The sequence below is a fragment of the Leptospira sp. GIMC2001 genome, assembly GCF_028462125.1.
Lineage (GTDB): Bacteria > Spirochaetota > Leptospiria > Leptospirales > Leptospiraceae.
Map to the genome: position 1 here is coordinate 2,084,098 of NZ_CP115468.1, position 16,334 is coordinate 2,100,431.

14 protein-coding genes are annotated in these 16,334 nt (G+C 36.4%); 12 read left to right on the top strand and 2 right to left on the bottom strand.

What is annotated here, in order from left to right:
- Positions 1 to 39: 39 nt before the first annotated feature.
- From recN to O4O04_RS11240, 8 genes are all read left to right on the top strand, one after another.
- Positions 40 to 1,749 carry a DNA repair protein RecN gene (gene recN / locus O4O04_RS11205; protein ID WP_272531767.1) on the top strand — a complete coding sequence of 570 codons (1,710 nt, stop codon included), beginning with the start codon at positions 40 to 42 and terminating at the stop codon, positions 1,747 to 1,749.
- Positions 1,750 to 1,868: 119 nt separating this feature from the next.
- Positions 1,869 to 2,489, top strand: coding sequence for a MotA/TolQ/ExbB proton channel family protein (locus O4O04_RS11210; RefSeq protein WP_272531768.1), 621 nt, complete (start codon positions 1,869 to 1,871; stop codon positions 2,487 to 2,489).
- Position 2,490: 1 nt separating this feature from the next.
- Entirely contained in the window at positions 2,491 to 2,925 is a 435-nt protein-coding gene (locus tag O4O04_RS11215; protein ID WP_272531769.1) for an ExbD/TolR family protein, read from the top strand.
- Positions 2,926 to 2,936: 11 nt separating this feature from the next.
- Positions 2,937 to 5,810, top strand: a complete 2,874-nt coding sequence (locus O4O04_RS11220; protein WP_272531770.1) for a BamA/OMP85 family outer membrane protein — start codon at positions 2,937 to 2,939, stop codon at positions 5,808 to 5,810.
- Between the two features lie 2 nt (positions 5,811 to 5,812).
- Positions 5,813 to 7,999 (top strand): ATP-dependent helicase, encoded by a 2,187-nt coding sequence (locus O4O04_RS11225; RefSeq protein ID WP_272531772.1) that lies wholly within the window; start codon positions 5,813 to 5,815, stop codon positions 7,997 to 7,999.
- Positions 8,000 to 8,008: 9 nt separating this feature from the next.
- A complete protein-coding gene (locus O4O04_RS11230; RefSeq protein ID WP_272531774.1) occupies positions 8,009 to 8,455 on the top strand; it encodes a hypothetical protein in 447 nt (148 codons plus the stop codon).
- Between the two features lie 9 nt (positions 8,456 to 8,464).
- A complete protein-coding gene (locus O4O04_RS11235; protein ID WP_272531775.1) occupies positions 8,465 to 9,391 on the top strand; it encodes a 3'(2'),5'-bisphosphate nucleotidase CysQ family protein in 927 nt (308 codons plus the stop codon).
- A complete protein-coding gene (locus tag O4O04_RS11240) occupies positions 9,388 to 10,503 on the top strand; it encodes a glycosyltransferase family 4 protein (protein ID WP_272531777.1) in 1,116 nt (371 codons plus the stop codon). The genes O4O04_RS11235 and O4O04_RS11240 overlap by 4 nt, the downstream gene beginning before the upstream one ends.
- Here the strand turns inward: O4O04_RS11240 and O4O04_RS11245 are convergent.
- Positions 10,474 to 10,920 carry a hypothetical protein gene (locus tag O4O04_RS11245; RefSeq protein ID WP_272531778.1) on the bottom strand — a complete coding sequence of 149 codons (447 nt, stop codon included), beginning with the start codon at positions 10,918 to 10,920 and terminating at the stop codon, positions 10,474 to 10,476. The genes O4O04_RS11240 and O4O04_RS11245 overlap by 30 nt on opposite strands.
- 15 nt (positions 10,921 to 10,935) lie before the next feature.
- On the opposite strand from O4O04_RS11245, the gene O4O04_RS11250 reads away from it, so the two are divergent.
- The 4 genes from O4O04_RS11250 (at position 10,936) to O4O04_RS11265 (ending at position 15,718) form a co-directional block, all read left to right on the top strand.
- Positions 10,936 to 11,445, top strand: coding sequence for a TlpA family protein disulfide reductase (locus O4O04_RS11250; RefSeq protein ID WP_272531779.1), 510 nt, complete (start codon positions 10,936 to 10,938; stop codon positions 11,443 to 11,445).
- Positions 11,446 to 11,532: 87 nt separating this feature from the next.
- The gene (locus tag O4O04_RS11255) at positions 11,533 to 12,882 is read left to right on the top strand and encodes a thiolase family protein (protein WP_272531780.1); all 1,350 of its coding nucleotides are present in this window, start codon (positions 11,533 to 11,535) and stop codon (positions 12,880 to 12,882) included.
- Between the two features lie 72 nt (positions 12,883 to 12,954).
- Positions 12,955 to 14,985, top strand: coding sequence for an AMP-dependent synthetase/ligase (locus O4O04_RS11260; RefSeq protein ID WP_272531782.1), 2,031 nt, complete (start codon positions 12,955 to 12,957; stop codon positions 14,983 to 14,985).
- An 82-nt stretch (positions 14,986 to 15,067) separates the two neighbouring features.
- Entirely contained in the window at positions 15,068 to 15,718 is a 651-nt protein-coding gene (locus tag O4O04_RS11265) for a hypothetical protein (RefSeq protein WP_272531784.1), read from the top strand.
- Here the strand turns inward: O4O04_RS11265 and O4O04_RS11270 are convergent.
- A complete protein-coding gene (locus tag O4O04_RS11270) occupies positions 15,702 to 16,316 on the bottom strand; it encodes an LON peptidase substrate-binding domain-containing protein (RefSeq protein ID WP_272531786.1) in 615 nt (204 codons plus the stop codon). The genes O4O04_RS11265 and O4O04_RS11270 overlap by 17 nt on opposite strands.
- Between the last annotated feature and the right edge of the window lie 18 nt (positions 16,317 to 16,334).

Genomic DNA, 16,334 nt, shown 5'->3' on the forward strand with positions numbered 1-16,334 from the left:
AGTGCAATACTATTGTATAGTAAACATAAGGAGTGGTCTATGCTTAAGAGTTTATATCTAAAAGACTTTGCATTATTCGAAGAACAGGAAATTCGTTTCGGACAAGGTTTAACTTCACTGATTGGAGAAAGCGGTTCCGGTAAATCATTAATTCTCGATGCTATATCCTCTCTTATGGGCGGCCGGTGCAGTTCGAGCAATATTCGGCAAGGCAAAGATCGCTACATACTTCAAGCCGGATTTGATATTTCTACGAATATTCCTGTCAAGGAATGGTTGATCGAAAAAGGAATTCAGAATAACCAGAAAGACCTAAGCATTTCGAAAGAGCTACAAAGAGATGGCAAATCGAGAATCTTTGTCGGAGAGTCTTTAGTTAGCTTAAGCTTACTCCGAGAAATAGGATCGCTTTTATGTGATATCCATAATCAGAACGAACAATTATTTCTTTTAGATAAATCTAACCAACTGGAATTTTTGGATCGTTTCGCAGGACTCAATCCACTTAGGGAAGAAATGAGATCAGCTTTTAATCTTTTTAAATCATGGAAGAAAAAGCTTACTGAATTGGAAATCCGTGATTCAGCAAGAAAGAATCATATAGAATCTTTAGAATTTCAAATCAGAGAACTAGACCTTGCTAAACTAAAGCCTGGCGAGATGGAAGAGCTTGAAAAAGAAGAAAAGTTACTGACACATGGCGAAAAGCTTTTTGAAAATTTTAAAACAATTTCAAATCATCTTTTTGAATCCGAAGATTCAATTCTTGCTCAATTTCCCGGAATTCTAGCATCAGCTGAAAAAATCACTGGGATTCATGATGGTTTTTCATCCATTTCACAAGAATTCAAAGAAATCTATGATCGACTCAAAGAGATCAAAACTTCTGTCCGAAACGAAGAAGAAGAAATCTTTTTCTCTCCCGAAAGATTGGATGGAGTTCAATCTAGGCTAAGAGAATTGCACAGGCTAAAGAAAAAATACGACCGAGATATTGATGCATTGATTATAGATCACGAATCATGGAAAAAAGAACTTCAAACAATGCACGATTCGGAAGAGTCCTTGGATCGAATTCGCAAAGAATACAATTCAGCTCTAAATAACATTAAAATCCTAGCAATGGATCTTTCAAAAAAACGCAGAAGCGGACTTGCTCACTTCGAAGCAGAAATACAAAAAGAATTAGAATTTCTTGGAATGAAAGGTGCCAGAATCCAAATTGTTTTGCGTTGGGAAGAAGATCCGGACGGTGAACTTCGCGAAGGTGAAAAGAATTATATACTTACTTCGTTTGGCTTAGATCAAGCAGAATTCTATTTTACTGCTAATGCAGGCGAAAAACCGCGTCCTTTAAGAAAAGTTGCATCTGGAGGTGAAATGTCTAGAATCATGCTTGGTATTCGAAGTGTTTTAGGGCAAACTCATACTTCGCAGAAGCTATTGATCTTTGATGAAATTGATGCAGGTGTAGGTGGAGAAGGTGCTTTTTCCATGGCACAAAGGTTAGGGAAGTTAAGTGAAATTTCCCAAATATTAGTCATAACACATTCCCAACCAATTGCCGCAGTATCAACAGCTCATTGGAAGGTTGAGAAATTCCAGAAAGATGGAAGAACTATATCAAAAGCAACCTCCATTGCTTCCAAAAACAAACCTATCGAACTTGCAAGAATGGTAGCCGGCAAAGAAGTAACTGAAGCTGCCGTAGCTCATGCTCGCTTTCTTTTGGAAAAGAAGGCAAGTTAAGATGCTCTCTGTATAAATTTCTTCCCGACTGTAGTTGAAAAAACAACTACAGTCGGGTCTTTTTTTATGAAATTTTTGTTTGGCACTAGATGGTTGGTTTGAAAGTCTACTAAGCAGGTATGTTTTTTTTAGGTAAATCCGACTCGCTCATTTCATCTGTTCCACCGGAGACGATCCCGGTTGTAATTATTATGGTTTCTATCATTATGTTGACGATTGTGATAGAAAGGATGGTTTACTATTGGAAGTTAAAGCCAATAGATAATGACTCATACATTCAAACCAAGGAACTTCTAAGATCTAAGAAATGGGATGAAGCCAAAGATTTATTGGCAAGTAAGAGTTCTAACCCAGCCTCACTAGTGTTGCAAGTTGGAATTGATCGTAAACGAAGAAATCTAGATTATATCGAAGAAGAAATGCAATCTGAAGGATATAAACAAATCAGACTCATGGAGAAGTTTTTATCTGCTTTAGGAACTATTGCGACTGTTTCTCCCTTACTCGGAGTATTGGGAACAGTGATAGGAATTATTCGATCCTTTGCTGAAGGAGCTGGTACAAAAGGGGCAGAAGTGGGAATTTCTGAGGCTCTTATAACTACCGCTATGGGCTTGGCGGTTGCTATTCCCGCTTATGTTTTCTATAATTATTTGGTAAGAGTCAAAGAAGATAGAATCATCGAAATGGAAAATCTATCCAATCAAATACTTCCCTACTTGGAAGATAAAAAGAAATAAAATGAAATTCAGAAAATCCCATGGAACTCACGATAAAATTGAACTAGCACCTCTAATTGATGTTATTTCATTTATTGTAATTTACTTTCTTATGAATGCTACCTTAGAAAAGAATACATCCATGAAAGTTGAGTTACCTAGATCGTCTAGCATTGCGAAAGAAAAGAATCAAGATGAATTGATAATAACTGTAGACAAGCAAGGTAAAATTTATCTTGATAAGGATACGGAATCTGTTCCTTTAGATAAACTTACCGATAAAATCAATAGCTTTCTCGGTCCAGAAAAGGATAGAGACCCGAAAAAAAATCGCGTTATAATTCGTGGTGACGGTGGTGCATCGTATCAAACAGTTGTTAAGGTTATCGATTCGGTTAATTCGGCTGGTGTCACAAGATTCAATCTAGCCATGGTCAAAGGCACATCAACAAACTGAAGTTCTAAAAATTGAAACCTCGTCTTTTATTTAAGTCAGCTTTATTTTCAATTTTACTCTGCCTTATCTATATCACAGCTACAAACGATATTTTTTCTGATCGATCTAAATTTCTTGGTAAACAGATCAAAGCAATCGAATTTGAAGGAAACCGAAATACTAGCAGCGAAGATATCTTAGAAATGATAGAGATGCGTGTTGGGATGAAGCTTGAAGATAAGCTCGTGAATGGCGACCTTAAAACTCTTTTCGCTTCTGGATATTTTTTCTTTATTGATGTTCAAGGTGAGCTTTTTGAAGACGGGGTTAAGGTAGTCTTTCTTGTAAAAGAAAGACCCAGAGTGAAAGAAATAGAATTTATAGGAGCTGATGAAGTTTTCCCATCTGATCTCCGAGAAAAAATCCCCCTCAAAGAAAATGAAGTAATCACTCCAAACAAAGTAGTTGTCGCAAAAGATTTAATCCTCAAAAAATATCGCGACGAAGGTTTTTTCCTAGCTTATGTAAAAGTAGAACTAAGTGAAGTAGATGAAAAAACCAATACAGTCGTTGTCAAATTTATAATTGATGAAGGGGAAGAAATTCCAGTTTCAAAAATCAATATATTCGGAAATAAAGAAGTAGATACTTATGATATACTTGGTGTGCTTGAGCTAAAAGAATCAGGATTTCTCGAAAGTGGAACGTTCAAAGAAACATCTTTCGAGACCGACAAGCAAAAGATAGTTGGTATTCTAAAATCGAAGGGCTACATAGATGCAGAATTATCAAGTGATGGAACCAACTGGGAAATTCGCTGGGAGAATCCTGCAAAAAAAGACAAAAGAGTCATAATTGTTAACTATAAAATTATAGAAGGCGAGCGATATTTCTTCAACGGTTATAATCTGTCCCATGATTTATCGTTAGGTCCAGACAATAATCCCCTTTATCTGAACAAAGAGAACAACCCACCGGGAACTCCAGTTGCAGAGCTAAAGCCGGTTTTCGAAGTTGATCTATTTATGAAAAACTTCGAATTTACGAATGACGATGTGGGAGAAATTTTTGACGAAACAAAATTCTTTCGAGATAGAGGATTTATCAACGAATCTTATAGTACGAAAGGTTATTTGTTTGCGCAAGTTGTCCCAAGAAGAAGGTTTATCGAGCTAACGGATGCTAATATCTCCAATTATGAAAATTGCGAATCCAAACCTAAGAATTCTCAGCAAGAATGTGAAAAAGAGAATAAAGAATTAAATATTACAAAATTGAGAAAAATCTATGATGAGAAACCTGAACTAAGAGGGAAAAAATTCGTCCATATAGATTTTACAATTCGAGAAAACAATCTTGCCTATGTTGAAAATATCATCATCAAGGGAAATAAGAAAACCTTAGATCGAGTTATTCGACGTGAACTGTTATTTAAACCTGGTGACCTTTTCAATTCAACTCTTGTAAACAGGTCTCGGGAGAGGATCTTTAATCTAGGATATTTCAAAGAAGTAAACTTCAACATGAGACCTGGATCTGATGAAACTAAAATGAACCTTATCATTGAACTGGTTGAACAGCCGACAGGAACAGTTTCAATGGGTGGTGGGTATGGAACGATTACCGGTTTTTCCATATTTACGCAATTAGGTGAAAATAACCTTAATGGAACTGGTCAGCAAGTTCAAGGAAGGTTGGAATTCGGTCCAATCAGAAGATTTTTTCAATTATCCTGGACCGAACCCTGGATATATGATAAGCCTTGGGCATTAACCCTAAGTATGTTCTATTCAAGCAGAACCTTAAATGTTGGTGCGGCATCCATCACTGAAAATAATAATCAAGCCATTCGTGAACGAGCTACCTATGACAGATCTGGAGTAGGGGTTTCTGTTGGAATTGGACATAGATTTTTGATAAACTGGACGCATTTCCATAGATATTCTCCAAGTTTTTTCACATCAACAAGGCCTTCATCGCTAGTATCCGATCAAGTTCTTGCGGAAGTGAATTTGGGATGGCAATTTCGATCGCAAATAACGAATGGAATCGCTTATGACAATCGAGATAATATTTTCAATACTACGGAAGGTTTTAGTGCAACTTTTGCTATTGATAACGTAGGTCAGTATTTAGGTGGACAAAGCCATTTTGATCAATATAGTCCTATATTAGAATATTACCAAACTTGGTTCGACTATACCTTGTTTGGATTATTTCGGTCGAATCAACTACGTAGATGGAGAGTGGTTCAACAATTTAGAACTTCTTCCGTATTTACTTTTGAGAGAACACCAAAATACAGAAAACAAGACAAAGAAAAAATTCCGTACGTTCAGGTTCAAGATCGTCTCTTTCTAGGTGGTTATGAATCTCTCCGTGGTTGGTTCTTTGATGATAAATACTATCCAGATGAGTGGAAAGATGGATCATCACATAGAGTTTTGTTCACATCTGAACTTCGGTTTCCTATAGAGCCATCTCTTCTTTGGTTTGTAATTTTCTGGGACGCCGGTTCCATGTATGAAGAAGTCAATCGGGCTGTTGGAGAGAGAAAGGAATTTTTTAATAATTATCAACAGCGAGTTTTTGAAGCAAGAACGCAAAATGTTGCAGAAACCTATTTATTAGAAAATTATGATTCACTCAGTGGACAGAGATTATCACAATCAAGATTTGATATCAATGATCCAGCTCGTTTAGTTTTATCCGGCAGAACCTTGGCTATGGATAACTTTCGCTATTCTTGGGGTTTTGGTTTGAGAATTCAAATCCCAGTACTTCCTTTGCGATTGTATTTCGCACAAAAGCTACGTTTCACCGGTGTAGCTGATAGACCTTTTTCCACGTATCAAGATGATAGGGCGTTTCAATTTGTTTTTGGTATCGGCGACTTGAGGTTTTAAAATTGGATTTTACCGTTGGACTCAATGAGGAACAGAGAAAGGCTGTTCTGCAAACCGAAGGACCAGTTCTCATACTTGCAGGTGCTGGATCTGGCAAAACTCGTGTAATTACTCATAGAATCGCTCATTTAGTTGACAATTTAGAAAAGCAACCTGAATCGATTTGTGCTGTAACCTTTACCAATAAAGCAGCGGGTGAGATGCGAGAGCGTGTTAACTCATTATTGCCAAATGGTATAGGTGAGAGAGTGATGATTCGAACATTTCATTCTTTATGCTTATTTATTCTCAGAAGAGATGCAAAGAAACTGGGATTCCTATCGGGGTTCACTGTCTATGATACGAGCTTACAAGAATCTTTAATCAAAGAAGTGATGAAAGAATTAAAAATTGATCCTAAGCAATTAAAGCCATCAACTGTTGCGAATACAATTTCGAGATCGAAAGATGCGATGATCTCTTCCAACAAATATTTAGATGAATATGAGACGGATTTTTTTACTGAGAAGGTCGATGCAATTTATCGAGAATATGAAAAAAGAAAAGAAAATAGACAAGCTCTCGATTTTGGAGATTTAATTTATCGAACAGTAAAATTATTTCGTGATCAACCGAGTGTGCTGAACTACTATGTCAATCGTTGGAAATATTTGATGGTAGATGAATACCAAGATACCAATAAAGCTCAATATGAATTGGTGAAGTTACTTGCCGGACCAAACAATAATATCTGCGTCGTTGGTGATGATGATCAGTCAATATATTCTTGGCGGGGAGCGGATATAAGCAACATTCTATCGTTCAATAAGGATTATGCGAGTTCTTGCGTTATTAAATTGGAAGAAAATTATCGATCCACACCAACTATACTTGGTGCTGCCGCTGAGTTAATTCGTAATAATAAAAATAGAACTGATAAAACCATTTTCACTAACAACATGGATGGAGAAAAAATTTCTCTCAATTCATTCGAAAATGAAATGGAAGAAGCAGAATCAATTATACTAAAAGTTATCAATCGTAGAAAAAATTCCAAATCCAATCTACCACTGCGCGAGCATGCTGTTTTTTATAGGACAAATGCCCAATCCAGATATTTTGAAGAAGCTTGCCGTAGGCATGCAATCGCATATAAAATATTTGGTGGATTTCGATTTTTTGATCGTAAAGAAATTAAAGATATTATAGCATATTTGAATATAATTGTAAATCCTTTGGATTCAACATCTCTCATTCGAATTATCAATACACCTAGTAGAGGCATCGGGGACGTTTCCATCGAAAAGCTACAGAATATTTCGGTATCCGAAGGAATTTCTCTCTATGAAGTATTAGGATCTCATCTTCAAGGAATCAAGAAAGGAACCTCAATCAAAATTCAAGATTTTCGAAAACTTCTGGATGATCTCCAAGAGAAATACGAACAAAAAGTTCTACCTTCGGCTATCGCTTACGAACTCATTGAACGCTCTGGTCTTCGTGAAGAGATGGAAAATGAAGGCACGGAAGAATCGATCTCGAAACTAGAAAACATCAATGAATTTGTAAACTCAATCAAAGATTATGAAGCCAAAACCGAAGATCCGAATCTTGATGAATTTTTGAATCAGATCAGTTTATTGACGAGTGAAGACGATGGCGCACAAGTCGATGATTACTTAACTTTGATGACAGTTCACAATTCGAAAGGTCTGGAATTTAAGTTCGTTTATATGGCTGGATTAGAAGATGGAACTTTTCCGCATTCTCTCAGCATGGATTCTCTAGAAGGGCCGGAGGAAGAAAGAAGGCTCGCCTATGTTGCGATCACAAGGGCAAAAGAGAAACTCGATATGAGTTATTGTCGGAATACAAGAAAATTTGGATATGTTGAACCAAGAATGGTTTCTCGATTTCTATCCGAAATTTCTGGAGATTTTTTCGATGAATCTGGAGAAAAAAAGCAGTACGGCGTACGAAAACCTACTCACAAACCTATTCCTGGGTCTATGAAATCCGATGATAATAAAGAGAAAGGTGAACCAGGTAAACTGAGAGAAGGTTGCATCGTGAGACATAAAGTCTATGGTGAAGGTGTTGTTTTTCAGATTTCTGGTGCTGGTGATAATAGAAAAGTTGAAGTTCGTTTCGGTAACCATATCGAAAAGAAATTTCTACTTGCTTATACACCTCTCGAAATAATTAATTAAGGTACCACTATGAGAAAGTTTTCCCTATTTACAATGATCATTGTTGCACAGTTTGCGGTTGGTAGAATCCAAGCTGAAGAAGTGCAAGGGCTTGTTCAAGAATTCCTAGAGGTTGAGGATTATCTTTCCAAAAAAAAACCTTCACCTGAAGCTCGGAAAAAAATTCTAGAAAAGAATCTTTTGGATTCTGTTCGCAATACACTCAGTAGAAAAATCAGCGCACCTGCCACAGAATTAAAAAATTTGAAAGTTTCAGAACTGAGTTATGAGCGGCCAGCCAATACAAATAAATTCTATATCAAGTATAAAAATTACTACATGTATTATAGTTTTTCTATGGAACCAGAAATATATTTACAACTTCCTCAAGAAGAAATTCTTTATGTCAAACCTGCAAGTTTTGATAAAGAAGCTCCTCATAAAGAAGAATCTGCGGCTCTTCCAGACGTTAAATAATTTATTTCTGTGTTAGAAGCGGAAGCAGAAACAGGCTTTATTGGAGTCTATAGCGCAGGACTCGCGATCAAAAAAATCTATGAAACAGATTTCGAAGTGAAAATGAAATCTGCAGATGATCCAGTTACTAAAGCGGACATGGATGCCCACTATGCAATTCATGATGCTATTCAAAATTCATTTCCTGGAAATATATTACTTTCCGAAGAAGTCCTACCAACTTGGAAAGATAGACAATCCGCCCAACGAGTTTGGATACTCGATCCACTGGATGGGACAAGAGATTTTGTAGAAAGAAATCCTGAATTCGCAGTAAGTCTAGGCTTAGTAGATTCTAAAGGGCTAATATTAGGATTCGTGTATAATCCTGTAACTGGCGAGTTTTCCTATGGTGATAAATTTGGACGTATGGTTCAAATGGATATACTTGATGCAAACTTTCAATCAGCAAAGTTGGAATTTCTAGATAAATTGAATTTGAGTTTGAAATCAAATGAGAGAAAAGAATCTGCCAAAAATCTAGATCAGGTTATTCACAATACAGAGTTATATCAAGATCTTCTGGAAAAAGAAATTACTATTTTTGTATCCAGAAAGGAATTGGCGGAAAAATTATTTGATAACTTGAAATTATCAAGTAATTTTAAAATTATTGGCAAAGGTTCAATAGCATACAAGTTATCTCTTCTTAGTCGATCCGAGTGTGATCTGGTGATTTCTCTAAAACCAAAAAATGAATGGGATATTTGCGGAGGACTTGCTATTATTGAGGCTAATGGATTTGATTATTTGGAGATAAAAACTAAATCAAAACAAGTATTCAATCAAGAGGATACACGAAGCTATGGATTGATTGCGGGAAGATCGGATCTTGTAAAAGCCTTTTGGAATAGATACGAAAAAATATTAATTGAATCACTGCGAGATTGGAATTGAAAAGAATTGGTTTAGATGCAAGACCCTTATCTACACCAATGAGTGGGGTTGGAAGACTTATTCATGAAACTATAAAAGCATTCCCAGATAATCAGAATTATCATTTTATATTATTCTCACATAATCCCATTCATGAATCTCATAAGGAAATATTAAAATTACCGAATATTGAATGGCGACAAGGTCAAGGTATTCTGAGTAAAAAAGGTGGAACATTTTATAATATCCAACTTCCATTTATGATTAGAAAAGAAAATTTAAGTCTTTTCTGGGGTTCACAGCAGGTTCTTCCGCCTGCAATTCCGAATAAAATTCCCTGTGTTCTAACTTATTGTGATCTGGTTTTGTATTTGTATCCTGAAACAATGAGACCACTAGCACGATTTCAACAGCGCTTATTTCAGAAATACTCTGTCAATAGATCTGCACATATTTTAAATATTTCAGAAAGTACAAGAAGAGATTTGATCGCAAAATTCAATTATCCAGAATCGCAAACATCAGTAGCATATCCTGGAATAGATCCAAAGTCCATTAATCAATTTCTAAAATCAAAAATAACAAATCGTATTCGGGACTTAGGTGACAATTATATTCTATCAGTGTCTACAATGGAACCCAGAAAAAATTATCCGTTTTTATTGAAAGTTTTCACGGAAATCCGACGCAAGAATAAAAATATTAAATGGGTGATCGCCGGGAAACGCGGATGGGAGTCTCAAGAATTCTACGATGAGTTAGATATGCAAATCCAAGAATTCAAAGATATAATTGTATTGGAAGGTCTTAATGATCCAGAACTTCATCATTTGTATAAAAATTGCAAGTTATTCTGGATGGCTTCCCATTACGAAGGATTTGGAATCCCATTACTTGAAGCACTATTCCATAAAAAATTCTGTGTAGCTTCCGACATTCCCACTTTTCGAGAAATCGGGAAGGATCTAATTGTATATTTATCCACTTCAAAAGATCATTCAATAAAAGATTGGTTAGATCAAACAAATGAGGCTATCAAAAAAAATAAAAAAGTAAATTTTCCTTTTAAAGAATTTCTATGGTCAGTAGGAGCACAAAAAACCTTAGAAGCTTTTGAAAAACAATGGAAATAATTTTCTAATTTTGAATGAGAAATTTGAAATTCTTGTAATCTTTTCTGAATACAGAATAGTCGTTTTACCTTTGTTAAATTTCTCCCAGACAACAAATGCTTCGTTAGAATTCATAGCCTGAATCGTTATTCGATTATCGTCATCTTGGAAATGGACGATATCTTCGTTCCAATTCAATTTATCCGAATCTAAATTGATGAGTTGTCCAAGATTTTGAAACTCTTTACGATCGATAGAATTGCAGATGATTTTTAATTTATTGGTGGATTCTGAATACCCAAATTGAACTTTGATCTTAACTTCATTAAGATACGGATCGATCAGTAATGTTTCGCAGAATATCCCATTTCCAACAAAAGGGAGTCTAAAGAAGGAATTAGCTTCAACCTCACTTGCAAAGTAATTGTAAATTTTCATGACTTGGATACAAAGATGACAACTAAATTGATATCTATTCTGCTTACGGCTTCACTATTTCTCTTCACTTCTTGCAAAGTCTGGGAGGAGGGAGATGCCGTCTATAAACTTCCGAATTTGCTTTTTCTAGATTGGCACGGAAATGAGATTTCCATACAAGATTTCCAAGGCAAAGTTTTAATAGTAGATGTCTGGGCGACCTGGTGCGAGCCCTGTGAGAAAGCAGTTCCCGTTATAGAAAAGATGAAAGAGAAATCGGGAGACGAATTGGTTTTCTTAGGGATCAATACCGATACCAATAAAAGTCCTGAAGAAATTGAGAATCACGCTAAGCAATTATCGATGAGCTATATAAGTTTACTGGATCCCCATCATGTTTTCGTTGATTTGTTCAAAATAGAAGGATTGCCCGCGCTTATTGTTTTTTCTAAAAATGGTAATTTGTTATATCGGCAATACGGAATCAACGAAAACGATCTGGATGGCTTATTCGCCAGACTTTCCGCATGGAAAACCGTTGATTGACACAATTGAATAAAAAACCGATTGTCGGAAATCTAGCCCGTTCTATTGTTGCGACAGACTTTAGATTATTACAATAAGGATACTTTTATGGAATTTAAAACCAGAGACAATGACAGAATTGTTCTGGCAGGTGGTGTTCGCACCCCTATCGGTCAAGCCGGCAAATCATACGCAGATATACCTTCCTATGAACTAGGATACCTCGTAACTGAAGAAATATTCAAAAGAACTGGTGTTCCGAAATCCGTGGTGAGCGGTGTAGTTGCCGGAGAAATCGGGCAGTCTTGTTTTGCACCCAACGTTGCACGGGTAATTTCCGTCAGAGCGAACTTGCCATTAGAAGCAACCGCAATCACTGTTCAGAACAATTGCGTTTCTGGATTTGAAGCGGTTTTTGATGCAGCAAGAAGAATTCTAATCGGTGAAGGTGATTTCTATCTAGCTTTAGGAATGGAATCCATGTCACAAGGTGCTCTCATTGTAACAGGCGCTAAACAGAGCCCAAAGACATCAACTGCAGAAAAGATCAATGCAAACTGGGCAGAAGTGCAAGCTCTCGGACTCAAAGTTGTAGATTCAATCGACGAAGGATTAAATGATCCAATTCGCCAATTGAATATGGCAATGACAGGAGAGGTAGTTGCTCAAAATTCCCAACTCAAGAAAAAAGACTTAGATAATTATGCATTCAATTCTTATAGAAAAGCTCTAGAAGCTATTCAAGCAGGTAAGTATAGACCTTATCAAGTAGCAGTAGATACTCCAGATGGTAAATTAGAAGACGATGAATTTATCATGTCTAAAACTGGAATGGTAGAAAACCCAGCTAGATTCGAGAAAGCAGGAGCTATATTCGATTCTAAGTATATGTCCATAAAAGAATTTTATGATAAATATGGCGAATGGATCAAGCACCCTTACAAAGAAGGGGAGACAGAAGCAGCCGTTACACTATTCAATGCGTGCCCAAGATCTGATGGTGCGGGAGCAATCTTTGTAACTACAGAGAAAAAGGCAAAAGAATTGGGACTTCCGGTTCAAGCAGTTCTTTCTGGTTGGGGAATGCATGGAGTAGATCCTGCAGTAATGGGAATCGGTATGGCTGGAGCTCTCAATCAAGCTGTAAAAAATACTGGCTCAAAATTTGAAGAAGTCGACTATTTCGAAATCCATGAAGCATTTGCAGCGACTGCAATGGGAACTATGAAAGAAGTGAAAGAATCCTATGGTTTTGATTTAGTCAAGGCTAATGAAGACGGTAAAGTCAATCCACACGGTGGAACTTTGGCGTTAGGACATCCATTAGGTGCTACTGGAATTCGAGTTCTTCTGAACATGATTATGAATTTTGATAATTTCAAAGATGCAAAAAAACAAATCGGTGTTATCTGTGCAGGCGGCGGTGTCGCAGGTTCTGCTATTTTAGAGAGACCATAACCAAAACGAGTCAGCCAATTTTGATTGGCTTGACTCGCAATTTTTCACATTAGATTTACAGAGGGAGATCAAATGCCAACAAATCTACCAGAATTATTCAAAGAAGCTTCAGAACGATTTGGTGACTCGCCAGCTTTCTGCAGTAAAAATTCAAAAAAAGAATATGAATCAGTCAACTATAAACAGCTTTATGAGACAGGTCTTAACCTAGCAGAAGCTCTTATTGAATTAGGAATTGAAGCAAGAGATAGAGTTGCAATTCTTGCGGACAATAGACTTGAGTGGATCATTTCAGATTATGGAATCTTGATGGCAGGTGCAGCTGATGTACCTCGTGGAACGGATATTACAGATTCAGAAATTGTTTATATACTAAATCATTCCGAAGCGAAAGTGGTTTTCATTGAGAATGATAAAATGCTTGAAAAGTTCAACAAGAATAAGACTCAACTAAGCTTAGTAAAAACTCTTGTTATGATGGATTCAAAGTCCCAAGCAAAGGACGTAGTTCTTCTCAATGATTTGATTGAAAAAGGTAAAAAGTCTAGAGAATCTGGATCGAAAAAAGCAGAGGATCGCATAAAGGGCATTAAGCCTGATGACGTTTTTACATTAATCTATACTTCAGGAACTACTGGATTGCCAAAAGGCGTTATGCTAATGCATTCTAATATGATCCACCAAACTTCCAATATTCTAAACAAAAGAATAGAAATTGCATCGGATGAAAAAATGTTAGCCATTCTTCCGATTTGGCATGTTTATGAGAGAGTATTTGAGTATCTTGCTATTGCTGCAGGATCATCAACATACTACACCAACGTCCGTGACCTAAGAGATGACATGAAGAAGGTGAGACCTACTTTTATGGCTTCAGCTCCAAGACTTTGGGAGAGTATTTACAATGGAATCTACACAAGAATCAATGATCCTAAGCAGACTCCAGCAATCAGAAGGGGATTATTTAAAGTAGCTTATTTTTTCTCTAAGCATTTTAATGCGTCAAAAAGATTTCTCCAAGGCAATATGGTTGATTATGAAGGAAGAAATTTTTTCACATCTATTGCTATTGGAATATATTCGTTAATCATTTTCTTCTTAACAGCACCATTTTTGGTTTCCATGGCTTCTTTTGCAGCATACGCATTTAAGTTAGCTGGAGATTTGAGTGAACTATTTCTGATTCCAACAGTTTTGGGTTTATTCTTCAACTACTTCACTCTAGATAAAATTGTTTTATCGAAGATTCGCGAAGCGACCGGTGGTAAGCTTAAAGCATCTGTATCTGGAGGAGGGGCACTTCAAAAACATGTTGATGCTTTCTTTAACGATATTGGAATCAATGTTCTTGAAGGATATGGAATGACAGAGACTAGTCCTGTGATTGCAGTCAGAACTTTTAAAAAATTGATCCAGGGCTCAGTTGGAGCAATTGTTCCAGAAACAGAATTGCAAATCCGCGATGATCAAGGAAATGTTTTAACACATATAGATGCTGATGACAAGATCATTTCTGGGTCGATTGGTAAGAAAGGTGTTATTCATGTTCGCGGGCCACAAGTTATGAAGGGATACTATAAGAACCCCGAAGCGACTGCGAAAGCTATCAAAGATGGCTGGATGGATACAGGCGACATCGGAATGATCAATTACAAGGGAACTCTGACTTTGACCGGTCGTGCAAAAGACACCGTTGTATTGCTTGGAGGAGAAAATGTTGAGCCTGTTCCAATCGAAAACAAAATCACAGAGTCTCCACTAGTCAGTCAAGTGATGGTGATTGGACAAGATCAGAAAAATCTTGGTGCTATCATTATTCCTGATTTCGAAGCATTGGGAGAATGGTGCAAAGAGAATGGCATTGAAGAAAAGGATAAAGAGAAACTAATCGAAAACCCAAAAGTTTTAGATTTATACAAAAAAGAAATCAAGAGCCTAAATAGCACTAAAACTGGTTTTAAATCTTTTGAACAAGTGACTCCATTTTTTCTAATCACAAAGTCTTTCGAAGTTGGTGATGAGCTAACCAATCTACACAAAATGAAGAGACATGTGATCGCAGAGAAGTATAAGGACAAAATTAGCAAAGTATACGCTGATTGATCTTTTACCATAGAAAAGGGAGATAGGTAACTATCTCTCTTTTTTTTCCTCTATGATTTCCATAGTTTCCGATATTTAAGCTATGGAAGCTTTTTCCCAATCCGATAGCAAAACTTTTAAACCTTTTCCACATAATGATCCTTACGGATTAGATAATATGTATATTTCGGATATTTCCGCAGATGAGATATGGGATTTTTCTTCCTTTTCCAAACCTGATATTCTCAGTTTCTCTTTTTTTGCCTTAAGAACTCTCGTGCACAATAAGTTATTTAATAAAGTCATAGGCCTCAAAATTCCATCTCAAGAATTTCGACGTGCTATGGGCAAAAAAAATTGGGATCTGACAAATCTTCCGAATGAATGGAGAGGATACTTTCCGCAACTTCTTTCCAATTCCAATAAAGATTCCATAGAAGACAAACTTCAAACTAGCTTATCAGTTTTGGGTTTAGATGATGATGTCTCTGTAATAGATGGCTTTGATTGGAAAGATGGAAATCAACTCGCTGGATGCGGCATCATACAGAAAACAGAAAATGAAATTTTTCCAAAAATTTTGGATAAATTAATTTCTATAGGAAATGGTAAGATCTATCTCCGAACAACAAGACAATCCTTTCTCTATTTACCTAAAATTGGGACAGATTCCAAAACTGGACTTTTTGTTCAAGATAAGCACTCATTCAATTTCCCAGAATTTTATTACTATTGGATCACTCTCGTAGGTTGATATTTTCGATTATACCTTTTAGAATCCTTGCTTTCTTTACTTCGCTTTGAATTTCCAATAATTCTTGTTTTAGATTTATGGGAAAATTGAGAATTGATGATACAAAATCAAAAGGGTGAGGATGATTCATCAGATGATTGATTTTGATTAGAAAATCTTCAGGCGCACCATCTGCCAGTAGAATTCTTTTCGTTAGGTGCAATATTTCGAGAATCTGTTCTTTATTTTCATTCTCATCTGCAAAATCTTTATAATAAGGATACTCAAAAACATTTCCAATTCGAAAAGGTTCGAACTCTCGATAGTTTTGAAGTTTAACAATTCCTTTTCCTTCGACCAGAATATTCGATCTTCCATCGGGCAGGTCATTTCGTTGGACAATTTTACCCCAACCGAAGATTTCTTCTATGTCTGGATTTTTACTTTTTCTCCAATCAATTCCAATTTTGAAAGCTGCGATAGCAATATCATTTCCGGATTCCGAACAATAGGAAATCATGGATCTATATCTCGGTTCAAAAATATGTAAAGGTAAAAAGGTACCTGGAAATAGAATTACATCAGGTAAGGGAAAAATTGCTATCGTAGACGGAGTCACTTTAGAATTCTGGAGTTG